The sequence below is a fragment of the Acidobacteriota bacterium genome (assembly GCA_004299485.1).
In the GTDB taxonomy this organism is placed as follows: Bacteria; Acidobacteriota; Terriglobia; order Terriglobales; family SCQP01; genus SCQP01.
This window is the reverse complement of the sequence record SCQP01000005.1, coordinates 14,908-33,055: the sequence shown is the minus strand read 5'-3', so window position 1 is coordinate 33,055 and position 18,148 is coordinate 14,908. Positions and strand designations below refer to the sequence as shown.

The window sequence follows — 18,148 nt, the reverse complement described above, 5'->3', positions numbered from 1 at the left end:
GAGCAGAATCAGCATCGCTGTATCCCAGCCGAGCGTGCCGGCTGCGGCTTTTCCACCAGGAAAAGCCGCACGAGCCGACACGAAGCGGGCCCCACCAACGCGGATTCTGCTCTTGCAGGCACGGCAAATCACCTCATTATACAGCGTACCGGCCGGTTTGGCGGAGCTAGCGCCCGGAGCTGCTGCCCGCCGCGCGCGGATTGCGGGACCGGGAGTGTTCGCAGGGATCGGGACGCGCGCGGTGATTGTTCGTGCTCGAGGGTTGCTGCCATTTTTGCCACTGGCTGGCGGTCATGATGCGGTGCAACCGGTCGAGCAGCAGTTTGCGCTGCGGCGATTGCAGGTAGGAGTCCCGCTCCTGCTGGTGCAGCGTATACGCCTGTTCGCACATCGCATGGTACTGCGGCGCGTATTGCAGGTGGATGCTGTGCCGCAACTGGCCGGCATCTTGAATCACGCCCTCCACCTGCGTCACCTGCTGGGGCGTGAGCTGCAGCGTGGTTTGCAGGTGTTGCACGTACGTTTCCCGCTTGTGGGTAAAATAGCGCGCCTGCACCCCCGGCCATGCCCAGACCATGCCGGCAATGCCTGCCACCAGGCCCAGCACGAAGACAATCACCAGAATCGCGGAACTATGAAATCCTTTCGGCATAGGCCTCTATCGGGTGTGTCCTCCCAGCAGATCCGCCGGATCCTGCGACGGCTGGCTCACGCTCGCCAGCACTTCGGTCATCGCCGCCGGCTCGGGTTGATTCAGCACCGCGTAGGCGGCGCTCGCCGCCCGCACCGGCGCGGGCGTGCGCACTGCCGTCAGCCCGCCGACCAGCGCAATCAGCGCCACCACCGCCACCATGTAGGGCAGCAGATAGCGGAAGCTGCGCGTCAGCGAGGAATCCCACGCCTGCTCCGAGGCGCGATGGATCGACGCCCACACCGAACTCATCAGCGGCGGTGTGGCTTCCACCGCCCCCGCGTGCACCACGGTGCGCGACCACTGCGTCAACTCCCTATACTCGGCGCATTCGGCGCACGCCGCCAGATGGCGTTTCCCCTCCTCGCCCAGCACCGTGCCACCGTTCTCCAGCCGCTCACGCAACTGCTCGCATTCCTGCTTCCGGCTACTCATGCGAAGTCCCCTCCTTCGCCTGCTGCATCAACTGCTGGTACTCGTTGAGCATACGCTTGCGCGCGCGAAATAACGCCACCTTTACCGCCGAAATCCCCATGTGCGTGACCGTGCCGATCTCTTCCAGACTCAAATCCTGCATTTCCTTCATCACCAGCAGCATCCGGTCCCGCGGCTTCAGTTCCATCAGCAATTTGCCCGCCAGCTCCGTCGAGACCAGCTTCTGCAACACGCTTGCTGACGGATCCGGCATCATCCATTCCTGGTCTTCGCCGGTTTCCGCGGTGGTCGATACCTGTGGTGGCTGCCGTTTCCGTTTCCGCAGGTAGTCTACGCAATAATTCGTGGCTACGCGATAAATCCACGGCCGGAAGGGCATGCCCGGCATAAAGCCCTCCATGGCGAAGTACACTTTGGTGAAAATCTCCTGCACCAGGTCGGGCACCACTTCCCGGTACCGCACCACGTTCGCCACCAACCGCGTAATCGGCTGCTGATAGCGCGCGTATAGCTCTTCGAAGGCTGCTCCGTCGCCGTTCTGAATGCGCTGCACGAGCGGCAGGTCCACGTCCTCGTTTGGGGCGGCCCGATACGGAAGCGGCATGGTGAGCGCTTGCGCCAGCATACATAACCATCAACGCCGCAGCGATGGTGGAGGTTACTTGCTCCTCCTGTCGTTGCCGCACGGAAATTGCTGGCCTTTCCTCATAATGGTATGCTGATTCAGCCCCGGACACTACCCGGCGGCCACAGCGTCTTAGAGATCACTAGGCCGAGTAGTAAAAATGGATCAGCCGCGTCATCAGAACGTGCCCTCTAGCGCAGCGCCAGAATGGGGCGCACGGGGCCCCCAGTCTGGCGCGGGCACAAGCGGGGCGCGCGGCGCAGCCGCGCTGGGGCCCGCGCCAACAGACGACGCCTCGCCCTTTCTGATCCAAATCGGCCAGTTGTATGAGGGTCCGTTTGACCTGCTGCTCGACCTCATCCGCCGCCAGAATATCAACGTTTACGACATCCCCATCGCCGCCATCACCGGCGAATACCTTGCTTATCTGCAAACCCTCCGCGATCTGGATGTCGAGGTCGCGGCAGAATTTCTGGTGGTTGCGGCCACCCTCATCCAGATCAAGAGCAAGATGATGCTTCCGGCAGAACCGCTTCTGCCCGGCGAAGCCCCGCCGCCCGACCCGCGCGAAGAGCTGGTCCAGCGCCTGCTCGAATACGAGCAGTTCAAGCAGGCCGCCTCGCAGTTGCATGAACGCCAGCAACTGGAAGAGGCGAGCTGGTCGCGGCCGCAGCGCTGGGATCATCCGCCCGACGAAGATCCAGCCCAGTTGGCCGTAGGCGTGCATGACCTGGTGGCGACATTCCGCCAGGTGCTGGAGCGGCTGCGCGAGCGCCCACAGCTCACCCTGGCGCCGGAGGAAGTGAGCGTGCGCAGCATGATCGAGCACATTCACCGCCTGCTGACGCGGACGGAAGATCCGGTGCCCATCCGCCCTCTGTTCCAGCAGGCAGCCAGCAAGCAGGCGCTGCTGGCGTCGTTTCTGGCCATTCTGGAACTGGTGCGGTTGCAGGTCGCCATGCTGCGTCAGGACCGCCCGTTTGGCGATATTCTGCTGAAACGCCATCGCCGCTTTCATCAGGCGTGGCTGGATTTTCTGGCGCAGTCCAAACCTGCGAGTGGGGAGAGTGAGTGAGCGAGATCGTTTCCGCCATCGAAGCCATTATTTACGCTGCCGAGGAGCCCGCGACGGTGGCCCAGATGGCGGCGGCGCTGGGGGTCGAGGCCGCCGAGGTGCAGGCCGCGCTCGAACAACTGGCCGCGCGCTACGCGCCCGATGAATTTGGCATTGAACTGCGCGCCATCGCCGGCGGCTATCGCATGGCCACCAAGGCGCAGCATCACGAGGCCGTGCGCCAGTTCCTCAAGAGCCTCAAACCGCGCATCCGCCTTTCGCTCGCCGCCCTCGAAACGCTCGCCGTCATCGCCTACAAGCAGCCGGTGACGCTGCCGGAAATCCGCGACCTGCGCGGCGTCGATCCCGCCGGCGTCATCAACACCCTGCTGGACAAAAAGCTGGTCTCGACCGCCGGCCGCAAGGAAGTCGTCGGCAAACCCATCCTCTACCGCACCACCCGCGATTTCCTGGTCCAGTTCGGCCTCAGCAGCCTGCGCGATCTGCCCACGCTCAAAGAATTCGAAGAAATGGCGCAGGCGGGTCTCGAAGGCATCGAAGTCGAAGCACCGGCTGGCGGCGAGGCTCCCGCTGCCGCCGGCGATCAGTCTTCCGGCCGGTAAATGCCCGGCGGCAGCCGGTCCGTCCATGGCGGATCCAGGCCGTACTTGCGCCGCTTCTCCAGCAGCGTCTTGGCGCTGATGCCCAGCGCCGCTGCCGCCGCCTGCTTGCGGCCGCGAAAGCGCTGCAACACGGCGGCGATGTGGTCCTTCTCGACCTCGGCGAGCGTCTTCTCCACCGGCGCGCCCGTCGCCGCGGCCTGCACATAAGCCGGAAGGTGTTCGGCGCCGATCTCGTCGCGTTCGCAGAAAATCACCGCCCGGCTCAACAGGTTGCGCAGCTCGCGCGCGTTACCGGGGTAGTCGTAGGCCACCAGCGCCCGTTTCGCGGTGGCGCTCAAGCGGCGCGGATGCTCGTGCGCCGACTCCGTCAGAAAATGTTCCGCCAGCGGCAGAATGTCGTCCCGCCGCTCGCGCAGGGGCGGAATGGGCACCGGCAGCACAAAGAGGCGGTAATACAAATCTTCGCGGAATTCCCGCCGCTCGACCGCCTGCGCCAACTCCACATTCGTCAGCGCCACCAGCCGCGCCTCAATCTGGATGGAGGTATGCCCGCCCAGCCGTTCAAACGATTTCTCTTCGATGACGCGCAACAGTTTGGCCTGTAACGGCAGACTCAGGGAAGCAATTTCATCCAGGATCAGCGTGCCTTCGCCGGCCAGTTCCAGCCGCCCCGGTTTGGCCTGGTACGCGCCGGTGAAGGCGCCTTTTTCATAGCCGAACAGTTCGCTTTCGAGCAGCTCCGCCGGCAGGCTGGCGCAGTCGATCTTGACCACCGGCTTGTGCCGCCGCGGCCCCAGAAAATGCAGCAGTTGTGCGAGCTGATCCTTGCCGGTCCCGCTTTCGCCCGCAATCAACACCGTCGCCGGCAAGCTGGCGGCCTTACGCACCAGCTCCAGCACCTGTTGCGAGGCCGCATCCGCGGCGATCCACACCGGCAATGCGCGCACCGCGCCCTCCCACTGCGCCTCGGAACTCACGCTGTCATTTTACGCTTGCCCGTGGCGCGGGCGGGGGGTGAGGGATACGTGCGGCGCGCCGGACCAGAGCCGCTCCAGATCGTAGAAGCGGCGCGTGCGCGGGGAAAAGATATGGACCATGAAGTCCACGTAGTCGAGCGCCAGCCACTCGCCCTGCCGTTTGCCTTCGCGCTGCGCCGGCCGGAAGCCCTCCTGCTCCAGCCGCTCTTCCACGGCATCGGCGATCGCTTCCATCTGGTGGGGATTGGTGCCATGGCAGATCAGGAAGTAATCACAGAAATCCGCCTGCTGGCGCAAATCGAGCAGCACCAGGTCGAGCGCCTTCTTGTCCGCCGCCGCGTTGGCGGCCGCCCGCAGTGCCCGGCGCAGTTTGGTATCCGAAGTCTTACTCATGAAGTTGATAGAGCCCTGCGCGCTGGATGTAGCGCGCCACCGCCGCGGGAACCGCCGCGCTGCGCTTGCGCGCGATGGTCGGGCGCGAGGCCGGGCGTGGCTGCGCCCGTAAACGACGCACTGCGTCGTTTACCCCGTCTTGACGCTCGGCTGCGCTGGGGACCCCGAGAGCCCCCGCGCCGCCTTCGCGCAGCGCCTGGCGCGCGGAACTGGCGCTGACCGGCTGCGCGAAATCCGGCAGCCAGTGAAGACGCGTGCCGCCGCGCAACCGCAGTCCGTCCTGCCTTGCTTGCGTAATCATATTTGCGGGCACCACGTCCGGCAGACGTTTGCCGGCGCCCCGTCCCAGCACCACCCAATCACAGCGCGCCAGCAGCTCGCGCCAGCGGTGCCACTGCGGCAGCGTGGCAAAGCTGTCCGCGCCCACGATGAAGTACAGCCGCTCACCCCAGCCATGCTGCCGCATCCAGCGCAGTTGGTCAATGGTGTAGGTGGGCCGGCCGGGCGTATCCGGAACCTCCAGCGGCAGCCAGTTCGACCGTCCGTTGAGCGCCAGCGCCAGCATCGCATAGCGGTCGGCGTAGGATGCCAGTGGCGGCCGCCGGCGGTGCCAGGGCGAGGGCGCCGGCACAAAACATACCCGCGCCAGCCCGCAGGTGCGCTCCGCCGCCCGTGCCATCGCCAGGTGGCCGGCATGCACCGGATCAAACGTTCCGCCCAGCACGCCCACGCGCTCCCTGCGCGGCGGCTTCACGAAGCGGCTGCCTCTGGCGGCTCGAGCTTCGTTTCCCGCAGCCGCTGTGCCAGCGCGTACTTCAGGGCGTCCACGCCGGCTCCGGTCACCGCCGAAATCTCATGCAGTGGCTGCTGCCGCAGCACCGCCAGCGCCCGCAAGGCCGCCAGCTTATCGGCGTCGGCGATATCCACTTTGCTGGCCACCAGCAGCGCCGGCTTCTCGCTCAGACCCGCGCCAAAATCGCGCAGTTCGCCTTCAATCACCTCGACATCGTGCACCGGGTCGCGGCCGCTGAAGCCGGACACATCCACCAGATGCGCCAGCACCCGCGTGCGTTCGATGTGCCGCAGAAAGCGCGTGCCCAGCCCCGCGCCGGCGTGCGCGCCCTCGATCAAACCCGGCACGTCCGCCACCACGAAGCTGTCGGCATCCTCGTCGCCGGAGATGCGCACCACGCCCAGATTGGGGGTCAGCGTCGTAAACGGATAGTCGGCAATTTTCGGCCGTGCCGCCGAGAGCACCGAAATCAGCGTGCTCTTACCCACGTTCGGAAATCCCACCAGCCCGACCTCGGCCAGCAGCTTCAGCTCCAGCTTCAGCTTCCGGAACTCGCCCGGTTGGCCCGGCTCGACGCGCCGTGGCGCCTGGTTGGTCGAGGTGGCGAAGCGCGCATTGCCGCGCCCGCCATGGCCGCCGTGCGCCAGAATCTGCTGCTGGCCCGGTTCGGTGAAATCGGCCAGCCGTTCGCCGCTCAGCGCGTCGGCGACGACGGTTCCCACCGGCACCCGCAGCACCACGTCGCGGCCGCGCTTGCCCTGGCGGTTGCTGCCTTCGCCGTGACCGCCGCGACCGGCCTTATGTTCGGGATTGAAGCGGAAATGGACCAGGGTGTTGTGACGTTCCGAGCTTTCCAGAATGACGTCGCCGCCGTCGCCGCCGTCGCCGCCGCTCGGTCCCCCGCGCGGCACAAACTTCTCCCGCCGGAAGGCCAGACAGCCATTGCCCCCGCCGCCTGCCTGAATCCGGATCTCTACTTCGTCAACAAACATTTTATTGGCGCGGGCCCCGGCGCGGCTCCGCCACGCGTCCCGCTTGTGTTCGCGGCCTTCCTCAGGCGCTCACGCGGACGTTCACGAACTTGCCCCGCCCGCCCCGGTCGACAAACTCCACCACGCCCGCCACGCGCGCGTACAGGGTGTCGTCCTTGCCCCGGCCGACATTCTCGCCCGGCTTCAGGGGTGTGCCGCGCTGGCGCACCAGAATGGTGCCACCCAGCACGCGCTCGCCGCCGTAGCGCTTGATGCCCAGCCGCTGCGCGTTCGAATCGCGTCCGTTGCGGGAACTGCCTAATCCTTTTTTGTGTGCCATGGAATCTGCCGCCTAAAGCTGAATGTCCTGGATGCGCACCCGCGTGATCGCCTGCCGGTGGCCTTGCAGTTTCTTGTACTGCTTCTTGCGCTTGTAATGGAAGACCAGAATCTTGCGGTCGCGGTCGTGAGCCTCGACCTTTGCGCTCACGCGCGCGCCCGTACCGGCGCGCACCCCCGACCCATCTTCGCTGACTGCCAGAACATCGGCGAACTCGACCGCTTCGCCGGCTGCCTGGGGAAGCTTCTCCACCGTCAGCACATCGCCCGGACTTACCCGGTATTGCTTGCCGCCGCTGCGTATGACTGCGTACATGTAGGACTCTCCGTGTGCGCAGTAGCCCGTCGAACGGCGCAAGCGCAGACCCTAATGATAGCAGAAGCCGGCGCAACGTCGTGGCGGAGCCGCGGCCGGCGATGTGCCTCAGGCCACCCGGTGCAGTTTCGTCAGGGCGGCGGTGGCCGCCACTACCTTGAGCGCGACCGGGGCCGCAGCCGTGGATTCGCCAATGACTTCGTTCCAGGTGTGGGCGTAGGCACTCATGCAGCGCGCGCAGCGCAGTCCGTAACTACCATCGTCCCAACGCGCGCGCACCCACTGGTGATTGCAGGTGTGATTCTGCCACTGCCGCAACAACCCTTCGATCAGTTTCATTGCTTTCCCCCCCGATACTCACATTTGCGAAGCCACGTGCCTATGTGAGTACCTGCTTATTGGATGAAGGGAGAAAAAAATAGGATGCGCAGCCTGCGCATCCTATTTTTCGGTGGGGAGGCACGAGGCCTCCCAAGTGGGTGGGAAGTGCTACTTCTTCTTCTTTGCGGGCTTTTTCTTCGCGGCCTTCTTCGCCGGTTTCTTGGTAGCCATATTTTCCTCCTTTGCGATCTTCCAACCCCATCCTGTGGGGTTGTGGAAATCACAACCCAAGATATATGGCCTCCACTACTCCCGAGTCAAGCAAAATCGTTCTTTTTTTGAAAAAAAATTCTTGACATCGGTCCGCTCGTTTTGGCAGTCACTGCACTCGTTAAGATTTCGCGTGCAGCTTGCGTGACTTCTCCTCCACTTTGCGAATGAGTTCCTGTTTGTACTCGACGAGTTTTTTTGCCAGCGCCGCATCCGACAACGCCAGGATCTGCGCCGCCAGCACCGCGGCGTTGGTCGCGCCGCCCGCGCCCACCGCCATCGTTGCCACCGGCACGCCCGCCGGCAGCATCGCCGTCGATAGCAGCGCGTCAAATCCGGAAAGCGGCGTCGTCGCCAGGGGCACACCGATCACCGGCAAGGTGGTTTCCGCCGCCAGTGCCCCGCCGAGCGCTGCCGAAGCGCCCGCGCCGGCGATGATCACCTTCAGGCCGCGCGCGATCGCGGTGCTCCCGAACTCCGCCGTGCGCGCCGGGGAGCGATGCGCCGAAATCACGTCCATGGTGTAGGGAATGCCGAACTTGGCGAGTTGCTCGGCGGCGTGCTGCATCACCGGAAGATCGGTATCGCTGCCCATCAGGATGGCGACGAGCGGGGTAGAAGCATTAGGCATGAATGGAGTCTCCTTGTAATTGGCCAATATCGCGGCGCACCTGCATGCCGCGGAAATGAAGGAAGTCGAACGCGTGATAACAGGCGCCCAGCGCCTGGCCGAGCGCGCCGCCGCTCGCCGCTGCGGCCAGCACCCGGCCACCGTGGGTCAGCCACTGACCCTCGGCGTGCCGCGTGCCCGCGTGAAAAATCTGTACGCCCGCGAGCTGGCCCGCGGCGTCGAGGCCGTCGATGGCGTCGCCCCGCGTGGGCGTTCCCGGGTAGCCCTCCGCGGCTGCCACCACGCACGCGCCCCAGGGCGCCAGTGCGCCCGCCGGCGGCGGCTGCAGCGCGGCGCCGCGCGCGGCGGCCGCCAGCACCGCTGCCAGGTCCCCGCCCCAGCAGGGCAGAATCGCCTGCGTTTCCGGATCGCCGAAACGTACGTTGTATTCCAGTACCTTCGGGCCCGCGGCGGTGAGCATCAGGCCGCAATAGAGCACACCCACGAAGGGCGTCCCCATGGCGCTCATGCCCGCCAGCGTGGGTTCGATGGTTTTCTCTTCGATCGTCTGCTGCAGTTCGTGCGGCAGCAGCGCTGCGCTGCAGATCGCCCCCATGCCGCCCGTATTCGGTCCCTGATCGCCCTCCCGCAGCCGTTTGTGATCGCGCGCCGGCAGCAGCGTCAGGTATTGCTCGCCATTGCAGATGGCCAGCACGCTCAGCTCGGGGCCGCGCAACCGCTGCTCGATCACCAGCCTGCCGTACTGCGCCAGCATCGCTTCCGCCGCGGCTTCTGCTTCCGCCGCGGTTTCCGGCACCACCACGCCCTTGCCGGCCGCGAGGCCATCGGCTTTCAGCACTGCGACGCCACCCATTACCTGCAGCGCCCGCCGCGCCGCCGCCGCCGAATCCACCGCCGCGAACCGCGCCGTCGGGATTTCATAGCGCGCCATGAATTCCTTGGCGAAAACTTTGCTGCTCTCCAACCGCGCCGCCGCCCGCGCCGGCCCAAACACCAGCTTGCCCTGCGTGCGCAGCGCATCGGCGATGCCTGCCGCCAGCGGCGCTTCCGGCCCCACCACGGTGAGGTCGATGCCGTGCGCGGCAATCGCCGCCAGCACCGTCGCCGCGTCGCTTGCGTCACCCGCCAGACAGCGCACCCCTGCGGCCGCGATGCCATCGTTGCCCGGCAGTGCCAGCACCGCTTCGGCCTGCGGCGACTGCGCCAGCTTCCAGCAGAGCGCATGTTCGCGTCCGCCGCCGCCCAACACCAGAATCTTCATGCCTGTTCCCCCGTGGCCTCTTCTACGGCCAGCGCGCCCGTCAGGCTGCGCACCGCGTCCACGCCGTGCCGCCGGCAAAACTTCTTCAGCTCGCGCAGCACGTTCTCGGTCGCTTTGGGATCCCAGAAGTTCATGGTGCCGATTTGCACCGCGCTGGCGCCGGCCAGCAGAAACTCCACCACGTCGCGGCCGCTGGCGATGCCGCCCACGCCGATCAGCGGCAGCTTTACCGCCTGAGACGCCTCCCACACCATGCGCAGCGCCAACGGCTTGATCGCCGGCCCCGACAGCCCTGCCACCACGCGCGCAAACCGCGGCCGCCGCGTCTCCGGGTTGATCGCCATGCCCAAGAACGTATTCACCAGCGAGATCGCGTCCGCGCCCGCCGCCTCGGCCACGCGCGCCATCTCCGCAATGCTGGTGACGTTGGGGCTGAGCTTCACGATCAATGGCCGCCGCGTCACCCGCTTCACCGCCGTCACCAGTTCGTGCAGCAGTCCGGCGTCGGTGCCGAACACCATGCCGCCGCAGGCGGTATTGGGGCAGCTCACATTCAGCTCGTAGGCTGCGATGCCTTCGCCCTGGTTCAGCATTTCCACCGTGGCGACGTAGTCCTCCACGCTTTCGCCGAACACGTTGGTAATCACGGTCACGCCCAACTGCCGCAGCCGCGGCAGCCGCGTCTGCAGAAACGCCGCCGCGCCGATGTTCTGCAGCCCCACGGAATTCAGCATGCCGGCCGCGGTTTCCAGCAGCCGCGGACTGGGATTGCCGGCCATGGGCGCGCGCGACAGGCCTTTGGTGATCACCGCCCCCAGCCCCGTCAGCCGCACGATATCTTCGAATTCATTGCCGTAGCCAAACGTCCCGCTGGCTGCCATCACGGGGTTGGGGAGATGCAGTCCGGCGATATCAACAGACAAGTCCATGCAGGGTGGGGGCCAAAGGCCAGCTTTATAATAATCGCCTATGCCGGAAATCGACGCGCAAATGGCGCTCATCGCCAAAGGCGCCGACGAGCTCATCGCCCCCGCCGAGCTGCGCGAGCGCCTGGACGCGGCCCGCGCCGCCGGCCGTGTGCTTCAGGTCAAGGCCGGCTTTGATCCCACCGCGCCCGACCTGCACCTCGGCCATACCGTCCTGTTGCGCAAGCTCAAGCATTTTCAGGATCTCGGCCACCAGGTCATCTTCCTCATCGGCGACTTTACCGGCCTGATCGGCGATCCCACCGGCCGCAGCGAAACCCGTCCGGCCCTCACCCGCGCCGAAATCGACGCCAACGCCGCCACCTACCGCGCTCAGGTCTTCAAGCTGCTCGACGAGCGCCGCACCCGCGTCGCCTTCAACAGCGAGTGGCTGGGCGCGCTCACCGCCGCCGACTTCGTGCGCCTCTGCGCCCAGTGCACCGTGGCGCGCATGCTCGAACGCGACGATTTTCAGAAGCGTTATCAGGCCGGCCAGCCCATCTCCATCCACGAATTCCTGTATCCGCTGGCGCAGGCCTACGATTCGGTCGCGCTGCATGCCGACGTCGAGCTGGGTGGCACCGATCAGAAGTTCAACCTGCTGCTCGGCCGTGAAGTCCAGCGCGCCTACGGCCAGCCCGCGCAGATCATCCTCACCGTTCCGCTGCTCGAGGGCCTGGACGGCGTGCGCAAAATGTCGAAATCCTTCGGCAACTACGTCGGCATCACCGAGCCCGCCGAGACCATGTTCGCCAAGCTGATGTCCATCTCCGACGAGCTCATGTGGCGCTACGCCCTGTTGCTCACCGATCAGAGCGAGGCCGAAATCGCCTCCACCCGCGCCGCCGTCGCCGCCGGCCGCCGCCATCCCATGGACGTCAAAAAAGACCTCGCCGAAACCATTACCGCCGATTTCCAGGGCCGCGAGGCCGCGGCCGCCGCCCGCGCCGCCTTCGCGCGCGTGGTGCAGGGCGGGGAAGCGCCCGCCGCAATCCCCGGGCGCCCGGTGAGTGCCAGCGACCGCCTCGACAAGCTCCTGGTCGAGGCCGGCCTGGCCCCGTCGGTCAGCGCCGCCGCGCGGCTGATTGAAGCCGGCTCGGTTTCGCTCGATGGCGCCATTTACCGCGAGACGCGCCTGCCGGCGCTCCTCGCCCAGCCGGTGGTGATCAAAGTCGGCAAGCACCACTACGCCCGCCTGCTGCCCCGCCCGGCTAAAATAACGTCATGAAGTTCCGCTTTTCGGTTCTGATGGTGGCGCTGCTGTGCGCGCTGACGCTCGGCGCGCAATCCCTCGGCAGCCCGCGCGTCACCTACGCCCGCAGCTTCCAAGGCTCGGTGCCGCCCTTTTTCCAGATCGAAGTCTACCGTGACGGCCGCGCCACCTACGCCGCCCGCGAAAAAGCCGGCATGCCGCTCACGACCCTGAGTTTCACCGCCTCACCGCAGGCGCTGCAGGAAATCTTCGCCGGCGTCCGCGCGCTGCACGATTTCGCCGGCTCCACGCTCCAGTCAAAGCAGAACGTCGCCTACACCGGCGACAAAATGCTCGCCTACGACGACGACAGCCATCACACCTCGCAGCAGTTCACCTACACCACCAACCAGCACGCGGCGGCTCTGGTCAGCCTGTTTGAGGGCATTTCCGTCACCGGCATGGACGCCATCCGCCTCCAGCGCGCCCTCCAGTACCAGCCCCTCGACGTGCTCCAGATCATGAACCAGATCGAAGCCGACTGGGCCGGCCACCAGATGGCCGAGCCCCAGCTCCTCGCCCCCACCCTCCAGGCCACCCTTGCCAACCCCAACATCATGGACGCCGCCCAAAAACGCGCCCGCAAACTGCTGCAAGAGTTTGCCAAGGCGAAAGATTAGCGCGCTGGGGTTGGCAAGGCTACGCAGCCCGCAGCGGGTTGTGCCAGCGCAGCCCGGGGAAGCGGGCGAAGTCGGCATCGGCGGAATGCAGTTGCGCCTGGTACTCAATGGCGAGTGCCGCAAGATGGGCATCCGTGGTGAGATTGCCGCCTATTCCCAAGCGCTCAACCATGCCGAAAAGGATGCGGGCGTGATCCGGCCCGGGAGCCACGATGCTCACTTGGGGCAGCTCGAGCCAGGACCGCATGTGGCCACAGGCCTCGGCAGCCGAAAACGGCTGCGTCCATACGCGCGCCTGAGTCGAGACCCTGAGGAAGCCCAGCAGCACCACCCACGCCAGCGCTACCGGTTCGGTTCCGTTCAGCAGTTCCAGCCACCAGCTACGCGCTGATTTGTGGTGCCGGGATGCCGCGTCGTAGGCGTACAGCAGAAGATTCACGTCGGGAAGAATCAGTCGCTCGCCACCTTTCGGGGCACGCGCTTGCGGGACCCGTTCTTGTCCTGCATTTCCTGCCGCCTTTGGCCGAGAAAACTCTCGGTCTCAAGCTGATCGTAGAGCTGGTTCATGCGATCGGGGTCAAAACCCGGGCGTAAGCCCAGCGGACGAGCCGCGTACCGGAACCGCTTGCGCGCAAGCCCCGGTGCACCCGCGAAGGCCCGGCGCAGGAGTTGATTCACCGTCGGTTTGAGCGTGGCGCCAGTGCGCCGCATTTCCTGGCTGAGCAGTGCCGCCACATCGGGATCGAGGGTAAGCGTCGTCCTCACGACAACATCATGATGTCGTCGCGCTCCGATGTCAAGATGATCGGAACTCCGGCCAAGGCGGAGCACTAACTGGCGAACGGCTCTTCAATCGACGGGCTCTGGGGCGTGAACCACTCCGCGCCCTCCGGCGTGATGTGCATGTCGTCCTCCAGCCGCACGCCGAATTCGCCCACAATGTAAATGCCCGGCTCGTCGCTGAAGGTCATGTTGGCGGCGATCGGCCGCCGGTCGCCCTGCACCAGGTAGTACCATTCGTGGCCGTCGAGCCCGATGCCGTGGCCCAGGCGGTGGGAGAAATATTTGTAGCCTGGCCCGTAGCCGGCGTCGGTGATCACCTTGCGCGCCGCGGCATCGACCGACTCCATGGGCACGCCCGGCCGCGCCGCGGCGCGCGCCGCCCGCTGTGCCTGCTGCACGATGGCGAAGACTTTCTTCATCTTGTCGCTCGCCTTGCCCAGCACAAAAGTGCGGGTGATGTCGCTGGTATAGCCTTCGACCTGGCAGCCGTCGTCCAGCATCACCGGCGTTCCTTCCAGAATTTGCTGCGGCTCGCGCGAGCCGTGCGGCAGCGCCGTGTACTGGCCCACGTTGATGCTCGCCCCGCCGGGTAAGCCCAGCCGCCGGTAGCCCGCATCAATCCAGGCCGAAACCTGATGCTGCGTCATGCCCGGCCCATGCGTCCGCAGCCCCTCCCACACCGCCTTGTACAGCGAAAGCGTCGCGTTATTGGCAACCTGCATCAGCGCCAGCTCCGCTGCGCTCTTCACCGAGCGGCAGCCCGCCGTCACCGGCGTGGCGCTGACGATCTTCGCCCGTCCCGCGGCCGCGGCTATGCCCGAGGCCATGAAGTACGGCGTCTTTTCTTCGATGCCCAGTGTCCCCGTCGCCACGCGCAGGTCCGCCAGCGCGTGCGCGATCAGTTCGTAGGGGCTTTCGTTTTCCTGCCAGGTGCGCACGTCATGGCCGAAGCGGATCTGCTCGAGCGCCCGGTTTTTCTCGAACGCCGGGGTGATGTAGACGGGATCGCCGGAGCGCGGCAGCAGCATCCCCATGGTGCGCTCGCTCGTGAACCAGTGCATACCGGTGAAATAAATCAGCGAGCTGCCGCCTTCCATGAAGAGGGCGTCGATTTTGTGCACCCCCATGAGCTCCTGTGCCCGCGCCAGGCGTTGGCGCCGCTCGCCTTCGGTGATGGGCACGACCTTGGGCGCGACCGGTTCCAGCGCCAGAAGGGCGGCGGGTAGCGGCGGTGCGCCAGCGGTTTCCGCTGCAGCTGCAGAGCGATGGCCACAGCCGCTGAGCGCCAGCGGCATGGCCGCGGCGCCCAGGGCGCTGGTTTTGAGGAATTGGCGGCGATTGGGTTGCATGCCGGGGAATATAGCAGACACTGCATGTGGAATTACAATGGAAAACGCTGGCCCGCATAAAATCCTATGACCGCCGACCTGGCCATCTACCCCGGCTCGTTCGACCCGCCCACGCTCGGGCACCTCGACCTGATCGAGCGCGGCAGCCGCATCTTTCCCCGGCTGCTGGTCGCGGTGCTGCGCAATTCGGACAAGCAGGCGCTATTCAGCGTCGAAGAGCGCCTGGAGATGCTGCGCGAAATGACCGCATCGCTGGCCGGCGTCGAGGTCTGCGAGTTCGACGGCCTGCTGGTGGATTTCGCCGAGCGCCGCGGCGCCCGCGCGCTGCTGCGCGGCATCCGCGCCATCAGTGACTACGAGTACGAGTTTCAGATGGCCTGGATGAACCGCCGCATGGCGCCCGCCCTGGAAACCGTCTTCCTGATGCCCGGCGAAGCCTACGCCTACCTCAGCTCGCGCCTGGTGAAAGAGGTCGCCGCCGGCGGCCGCCTCGTGGCCGGCATGGTCACCCCCGAAGTCGAACGCCGCCTCCGCGCCAAACTCGCCCCCCGCGGAGCGGGCCGGTGAGGCTGGCGGCGCGCAGCGCGCGCATCGCCATCTCCGGCACTGCGGCGGTGATGAGCGAGGCCGCGCGCCTCAAGGCCGAGGGCCGCGACCTGGTCGATTTCGGCGCCGGCGAGCCGGATTTTGCAACGCCGGAAAACATCACCGCCGCCGGCATCGCCGCACTCGCGGCCCACAATACCAAATACACTCCCACCGCCGGCACTGCCGCCCTGCGCGCCGCCATCGCCGCCGCCCACCGCCGCGACTTCGGCTCCGATTATGCAGCGGACGATGTGCTCGTCACCTCCGGCGGCAAGCACGGCCTGTTCAATGCCATCAGTTCGCTGGTCGACGACGGCGACGAGGTGATCCTGCCCGCGCCCTACTGGGTCAGCTTCCGCGACCAGATCCGCTACGTGGGCGCCACGCCCGTCCTGGTCGAAGCCGGCGAAGCCGCCGGCTTCTCGCTTTCGCTCGCCGCCATCGAGCGCGCCCTCACACCCCGTACCCGCGCCATTCTGCTGAATTCGCCCAACAACCCCAGTGGCGCCGTCCTGCCGCCGGAGCTGTTTCGCGCCGTGCTCGCGCTCTGCCGCGAGCACCGGCTCTGGCTGCTCAGCGACGAGTGCTACGCCCGCCTGGTCTACGACGCCAGGCCCTACAGCGTCGGCGCCGAGCCTGGCGCCCGCGAGCGCGCCATCATCTGCGGCTCGCTCTCGAAGACCTACGCCATGACCGGCTGGCGCATCGGCTACGTCCTTGCTCCCCCGGCCGCGCGTGCGGCCATGCTGGCGTTGCAATCCCACTCCACCGGCAACGCCACCACTTTTGCGCAAGCCGGCGCCGTCGAAGCGCTCAGCGGCCCCCAGGACGCCGTCGTGGCCATGCTTGCCGCCTACCGCGAACGCCGCGGGCTGATCGTCGCCGGTCTGAACGCCTTGCCCGGCGTGAGCTGCCAGCTCCCCGCGGGAGCCTTTTATGCCTGGGCGAATGTCTCCGGCGCCCTGACCCGCCTGGGCATGTCGACGGCCAACGAACTGGCGCAGAAACTGCTGCGCGAGGCCGGCGTAGTCACCGTTCCCGGCGAAGTCTTTGGCGGTCCCGCCCACCTGCGTTTTTCCTATGCCGCCGCGCCCGAAGTCATCGCCGCGGGCCTCCAGCGGCTGCGCACAGTGCTACACTGATCTTGTCGTGCCTTTGTACGAATATGAGTGCCAGCGCTGCCACCGGCGCGTCGAAAAAATCCAATCGTTCTCAGCCGAACCCCTCAAGACCTGCCAATTCTGCGGCGGACCTTTGGAGAAGCTGATCTCCGCTCCGGCGATCCAGTTCAAAGGCACCGGCTGGTACGTCACCGACTACGGGCACTCCAACACCTCGACGGCAGCTTCCCACGAGCCCCACACTAACGGTGATACGGCGAAACCAACCGACACCGCGAAGTCGGCCGACGCCCCCAAGCCCGCCTCCACCGCCGCGACAAAATCCAGCGATTAGCCCCGCAGCATCGAATGGCGGGAAAAAACTGACGACTGAAAACTGATAACTGATAACTTAGAACCGTGAGTGTTCGCCTCACGATTCTCGGCAGCGGCAGCCGCGGCAACGCTGCGATTCTTGCAACCGAATCCACCTGTCTGTTGCTCGATGCCGGCTTCAGCCGCCGCGAGCTGCTGCGGCGCATGATGCTCGCCGGTATCGCGCCGGAGCGCCTCGACGCTGTCCTGATCACCCACGAGCACAGCGACCACGTTGCTGGCCTGCCCCGCCTGGCGGCGAAATTCCCCGTCCCGATCTTTATCAACGGAGCCACCCGCGCCGCTCTCGGTGCGGCCGGCGACGCCCTGCCGCGGGTTGAGTGCTTTGCCACCGGCGCAAGCTGGCAAATCGGCGACATCGCCGTTCAGTCCTTTGCCATTCCCCACGACGCCGCCGATCCGGTCGCCTTCCGCTTCTGTGCCGCGGGCGTCCGCGTCGTGTTCGTCACCGACCTTGGCTATTTGCCCGAAAACGTCCGCCTGCAATTGCACCACGCCGACTGCGCCGTGGTGGAATCCAACCACGATCTCGAGATGCTCAAAACTGGCGGCTATCCCTGGGAGTTAAAGCAGCGTGTCCTCGGCCGACGCGGCCATTTGTCCAATACCGGCCTGGCCGAGTTTCTCAGCGACGGTTTTGATGGCTCCGCCGCCCACGTGGTGCTCGCCCACCTGAGCGAAAACAACAACTTGCCCAGCCTCGCCCTGCTTTCGGCCGAACGCGCCCTCGCCCCGCGCTCCTCCCGTCCCCAGCTTCACGTCGCCCCGCAGCGCGAGCCCATGCCATCTATCGTGTTATGAACCTGAAAGATCTGCCCTTGGGTGAGGCTGCGCCCGAGCGCGTCAACGCCATCGTCGAAATTCCCAAAGGCACGCGCGCCAAGTACGAGTACGACGTCACGCTGGGCGTGTTCCGCCTCGACCGTGTCCTCTACGCCTCCATGTTCTACCCCACCGCCTACGGCTTTCTGCCCAGTACGCTCGCCGAGGACGGCGATCCGCTCGATGTGCTGGTGTTGATCAGCGAACCCCTCGATGTTGGCGTTATGCTGGAGGCCGCCCCCATCGGCATGCTCAAAATGCGCGATGAAAAAGGCGCGGACGACAAGGTCCTGGCCGTCGCCACCCACGACCGCACCTACCGCGAGGTGCGCGAGCTCGAGCACGTCGCCGAAGACGAGCTGCGCCTCATCGAACACTTCTTCCGCACCTACAAGACTCTCGAGTACAAAGACGTCGTCAGCCAGGGCTGGCTCGGCCGCAGCCACGCCTACGCCCTCATTGAGGCCTCCCGCCAGCGCTACGCCGCCACGCCCCACTCCTGAGCCTTCTGGCCTGCAGGCGGTTACGCCCCCGCGTACCCCCGCCGGTGTCGTGCTCAAGCTGACCGCTGAC

At 66.1% G+C, this 18,148-nt stretch carries 25 protein-coding genes; 9 read left to right on the top strand and 16 right to left on the bottom strand.

All coding sequences use genetic code 11. The features are described from left to right. Positions 1 to 166: 166 nt before the first annotated feature. From EPN33_04800 to EPN33_04790, 3 genes are read right to left on the bottom strand one after another with little or no spacing between them, the layout of a single operon-like run. Complete coding sequence (locus EPN33_04800; protein ID TAN23469.1) at positions 167 to 652, bottom strand: hypothetical protein; 486 nt, start codon at positions 650 to 652, stop codon at positions 167 to 169. A gap of 6 nt (positions 653 to 658) precedes the next feature. After that, on the bottom strand, positions 659 to 1,126 hold the full coding sequence (locus EPN33_04795) for a hypothetical protein (protein ID TAN23468.1): 468 nt from the start codon (positions 1,124 to 1,126) through the stop codon (positions 659 to 661). Then, entirely contained in the window at positions 1,119 to 1,751 is a 633-nt protein-coding gene (locus tag EPN33_04790; protein TAN23467.1) for a sigma-70 family RNA polymerase sigma factor, read from the bottom strand. The genes EPN33_04795 and EPN33_04790 overlap by 8 nt, the downstream gene beginning before the upstream one ends. A gap of 160 nt (positions 1,752 to 1,911) precedes the next feature. Between EPN33_04790 and EPN33_04785 the strand changes: the two genes are divergently transcribed. Together EPN33_04785 and scpB are read left to right on the top strand one after the other, a co-directional pair. Further along, a complete protein-coding gene (locus tag EPN33_04785) occupies positions 1,912 to 2,826 on the top strand; it encodes a chromosome segregation protein ScpA (protein TAN23466.1) in 915 nt (304 codons plus the stop codon). Next, the gene (gene scpB / locus EPN33_04780) at positions 2,823 to 3,428 is read left to right on the top strand and encodes an SMC-Scp complex subunit ScpB (GenBank protein ID TAN23465.1); all 606 of its coding nucleotides are present in this window, start codon (positions 2,823 to 2,825) and stop codon (positions 3,426 to 3,428) included. The genes EPN33_04785 and scpB overlap by 4 nt, the downstream gene beginning before the upstream one ends. Here the strand turns inward: scpB and EPN33_04775 are convergent. The 10 genes from EPN33_04775 to EPN33_04730 form a co-directional block, all read right to left on the bottom strand. Then, complete coding sequence (locus tag EPN33_04775; protein TAN23464.1) at positions 3,410 to 4,405, bottom strand: sigma-54-dependent Fis family transcriptional regulator; 996 nt, start codon at positions 4,403 to 4,405, stop codon at positions 3,410 to 3,412. The two genes, scpB and EPN33_04775, sit on opposite strands and share 19 nt — an antisense overlap. 9 nt (positions 4,406 to 4,414) lie before the next feature. Then, positions 4,415 to 4,798: a ribosome silencing factor gene (gene rsfS / locus EPN33_04770; GenBank protein TAN23463.1), complete on the bottom strand. Its 384-nt coding sequence runs from the start codon at positions 4,796 to 4,798 to the stop codon at positions 4,415 to 4,417. Continuing rightward, entirely contained in the window at positions 4,791 to 5,552 is a 762-nt protein-coding gene (nadD, locus tag EPN33_04765) for a nicotinate (nicotinamide) nucleotide adenylyltransferase (GenBank protein ID TAN23462.1), read from the bottom strand. Before nadD ends, rsfS begins: the two co-directional genes overlap by 8 nt. Further along, positions 5,549 to 6,583 (bottom strand): GTPase ObgE, encoded by a 1,035-nt coding sequence (gene obgE / locus EPN33_04760; GenBank protein TAN23461.1) that lies wholly within the window; start codon positions 6,581 to 6,583, stop codon positions 5,549 to 5,551. The genes nadD and obgE overlap by 4 nt, the downstream gene beginning before the upstream one ends. A gap of 61 nt (positions 6,584 to 6,644) precedes the next feature. After that, complete coding sequence (locus EPN33_04755) at positions 6,645 to 6,902, bottom strand: 50S ribosomal protein L27 (GenBank protein ID TAN23460.1); 258 nt, start codon at positions 6,900 to 6,902, stop codon at positions 6,645 to 6,647. Positions 6,903 to 6,914: 12 nt separating this feature from the next. Then, positions 6,915 to 7,217 (bottom strand): 50S ribosomal protein L21, encoded by a 303-nt coding sequence (gene rplU / locus EPN33_04750; protein TAN23459.1) that lies wholly within the window; start codon positions 7,215 to 7,217, stop codon positions 6,915 to 6,917. 108 nt (positions 7,218 to 7,325) lie between these two features. Next, positions 7,326 to 7,556, bottom strand: a complete 231-nt coding sequence (locus EPN33_04745; GenBank protein ID TAN23458.1) for a hypothetical protein — start codon at positions 7,554 to 7,556, stop codon at positions 7,326 to 7,328. Between the two features lie 373 nt (positions 7,557 to 7,929). Next, positions 7,930 to 8,439, bottom strand: a complete 510-nt coding sequence (gene purE, locus EPN33_04740; protein TAN23457.1) for a 5-(carboxyamino)imidazole ribonucleotide mutase — start codon at positions 8,437 to 8,439, stop codon at positions 7,930 to 7,932. Next, on the bottom strand, positions 8,432 to 9,700 hold the full coding sequence (purD, locus tag EPN33_04735) for a phosphoribosylamine--glycine ligase (protein ID TAN23456.1): 1,269 nt from the start codon (positions 9,698 to 9,700) through the stop codon (positions 8,432 to 8,434). The genes purE and purD overlap by 8 nt, the downstream gene beginning before the upstream one ends. After that, the gene (locus EPN33_04730) at positions 9,697 to 10,629 is read right to left on the bottom strand and encodes a dihydroorotate dehydrogenase (GenBank protein ID TAN23455.1); all 933 of its coding nucleotides are present in this window, start codon (positions 10,627 to 10,629) and stop codon (positions 9,697 to 9,699) included. The genes purD and EPN33_04730 overlap by 4 nt, the downstream gene beginning before the upstream one ends. 40 nt (positions 10,630 to 10,669) lie before the next feature. Here EPN33_04730 and EPN33_04725 point away from each other — a divergent pair, with 40 nt between their 5' ends. Both EPN33_04725 and EPN33_04720 read left to right on the top strand, forming a co-directional pair. Further along, positions 10,670 to 11,893: a tyrosine--tRNA ligase gene (locus EPN33_04725; protein TAN23454.1), complete on the top strand. Its 1,224-nt coding sequence runs from the start codon at positions 10,670 to 10,672 to the stop codon at positions 11,891 to 11,893. After that, on the top strand, positions 11,890 to 12,537 hold the full coding sequence (locus EPN33_04720; GenBank protein TAN23453.1) for a hypothetical protein: 648 nt from the start codon (positions 11,890 to 11,892) through the stop codon (positions 12,535 to 12,537). Before EPN33_04725 ends, EPN33_04720 begins: the two co-directional genes overlap by 4 nt. Positions 12,538 to 12,556: 19 nt before the next feature. On the opposite strand, the gene EPN33_04715 is transcribed toward EPN33_04720, so the two are convergent. From EPN33_04715 to EPN33_04705, 3 genes are all read right to left on the bottom strand, one after another. Continuing rightward, positions 12,557 to 12,991, bottom strand: a complete 435-nt coding sequence (locus EPN33_04715; protein TAN23452.1) for a PIN domain-containing protein — start codon at positions 12,989 to 12,991, stop codon at positions 12,557 to 12,559. Continuing rightward, on the bottom strand, positions 12,988 to 13,302 hold the full coding sequence (locus EPN33_04710; protein TAN23451.1) for a hypothetical protein: 315 nt from the start codon (positions 13,300 to 13,302) through the stop codon (positions 12,988 to 12,990). The genes EPN33_04715 and EPN33_04710 overlap by 4 nt, the downstream gene beginning before the upstream one ends. A 65-nt stretch (positions 13,303 to 13,367) precedes the next feature. Further along, positions 13,368 to 14,669, bottom strand: a complete 1,302-nt coding sequence (locus EPN33_04705; GenBank protein ID TAN23450.1) for a M24 family metallopeptidase — start codon at positions 14,667 to 14,669, stop codon at positions 13,368 to 13,370. A 66-nt stretch (positions 14,670 to 14,735) separates the two neighbouring features. Here EPN33_04705 and EPN33_04700 point away from each other — a divergent pair, with 66 nt between their 5' ends. The 5 genes from EPN33_04700 to EPN33_04680 all read left to right on the top strand — a co-directional run bounded on the left by EPN33_04700 (position 14,736) and on the right by EPN33_04680 (position 18,078). After that, the gene (locus EPN33_04700; protein TAN23449.1) at positions 14,736 to 15,236 is read left to right on the top strand and encodes a pantetheine-phosphate adenylyltransferase; all 501 of its coding nucleotides are present in this window, start codon (positions 14,736 to 14,738) and stop codon (positions 15,234 to 15,236) included. 50 nt (positions 15,237 to 15,286) lie between these two features. Beyond that, positions 15,287 to 16,399, top strand: a complete 1,113-nt coding sequence (locus tag EPN33_04695) for a pyridoxal phosphate-dependent aminotransferase (GenBank protein ID TAN23525.1) — start codon at positions 15,287 to 15,289, stop codon at positions 16,397 to 16,399. A 7-nt stretch (positions 16,400 to 16,406) separates the two neighbouring features. After that, positions 16,407 to 16,712 (top strand): zinc ribbon domain-containing protein, encoded by a 306-nt coding sequence (locus EPN33_04690; GenBank protein TAN23448.1) that lies wholly within the window; start codon positions 16,407 to 16,409, stop codon positions 16,710 to 16,712. 65 nt (positions 16,713 to 16,777) lie between these two features. Then, on the top strand, positions 16,778 to 17,554 hold the full coding sequence (locus EPN33_04685) for an MBL fold metallo-hydrolase (protein TAN23447.1): 777 nt from the start codon (positions 16,778 to 16,780) through the stop codon (positions 17,552 to 17,554). Beyond that, on the top strand, positions 17,551 to 18,078 hold the full coding sequence (locus EPN33_04680) for an inorganic diphosphatase (GenBank protein ID TAN23446.1): 528 nt from the start codon (positions 17,551 to 17,553) through the stop codon (positions 18,076 to 18,078). The genes EPN33_04685 and EPN33_04680 overlap by 4 nt, the downstream gene beginning before the upstream one ends. Positions 18,079 to 18,148 lie beyond the last annotated feature (70 nt).

Coding starts and splice junctions, on each gene's coding strand:
- EPN33_04800 (TAN23469.1), bottom strand. CDS start 652: ATGCCGAAAGGATTTCATAGTTCCGCGATTCTGGTGATTGTCTTCGTG.
- EPN33_04795 (TAN23468.1), bottom strand. CDS start 1,126: ATGAGTAGCCGGAAGCAGGAATGCGAGCAGTTGCGTGAGCGGCTGGAG.
- EPN33_04790 (TAN23467.1), bottom strand. CDS start 1,751: ATGCTGGCGCAAGCGCTCACCATGCCGCTTCCGTATCGGGCCGCCCCA.
- EPN33_04785 (TAN23466.1), top strand. CDS start 1,912: ATGGATCAGCCGCGTCATCAGAACGTGCCCTCTAGCGCAGCGCCAGAA.
- rsfS (TAN23463.1), bottom strand. CDS start 4,798: ATGAGTAAGACTTCGGATACCAAACTGCGCCGGGCACTGCGGGCGGCC.
- obgE (TAN23461.1), bottom strand. CDS start 6,583: ATGTTTGTTGACGAAGTAGAGATCCGGATTCAGGCAGGCGGCGGGGGC.
- EPN33_04755 (TAN23460.1), bottom strand. CDS start 6,902: ATGGCACACAAAAAAGGATTAGGCAGTTCCCGCAACGGACGCGATTCG.
- rplU (TAN23459.1), bottom strand. CDS start 7,217: ATGTACGCAGTCATACGCAGCGGCGGCAAGCAATACCGGGTAAGTCCG.
- EPN33_04745 (TAN23458.1), bottom strand. CDS start 7,556: ATGAAACTGATCGAAGGGTTGTTGCGGCAGTGGCAGAATCACACCTGC.
- purE (TAN23457.1), bottom strand. CDS start 8,439: ATGCCTAATGCTTCTACCCCGCTCGTCGCCATCCTGATGGGCAGCGAT.
- purD (TAN23456.1), bottom strand. CDS start 9,700: ATGAAGATTCTGGTGTTGGGCGGCGGCGGACGCGAACATGCGCTCTGC.
- EPN33_04730 (TAN23455.1), bottom strand. CDS start 10,629: ATGGACTTGTCTGTTGATATCGCCGGACTGCATCTCCCCAACCCCGTG.
- EPN33_04725 (TAN23454.1), top strand. CDS start 10,670: ATGCCGGAAATCGACGCGCAAATGGCGCTCATCGCCAAAGGCGCCGAC.
- EPN33_04720 (TAN23453.1), top strand. CDS start 11,890: ATGAAGTTCCGCTTTTCGGTTCTGATGGTGGCGCTGCTGTGCGCGCTG.
- EPN33_04705 (TAN23450.1), bottom strand. CDS start 14,669: ATGCAACCCAATCGCCGCCAATTCCTCAAAACCAGCGCCCTGGGCGCC.
- EPN33_04700 (TAN23449.1), top strand. CDS start 14,736: ATGACCGCCGACCTGGCCATCTACCCCGGCTCGTTCGACCCGCCCACG.
- EPN33_04695 (TAN23525.1), top strand. CDS start 15,287: ATGAGCGAGGCCGCGCGCCTCAAGGCCGAGGGCCGCGACCTGGTCGAT.
- EPN33_04680 (TAN23446.1), top strand. CDS start 17,551: ATGAACCTGAAAGATCTGCCCTTGGGTGAGGCTGCGCCCGAGCGCGTC.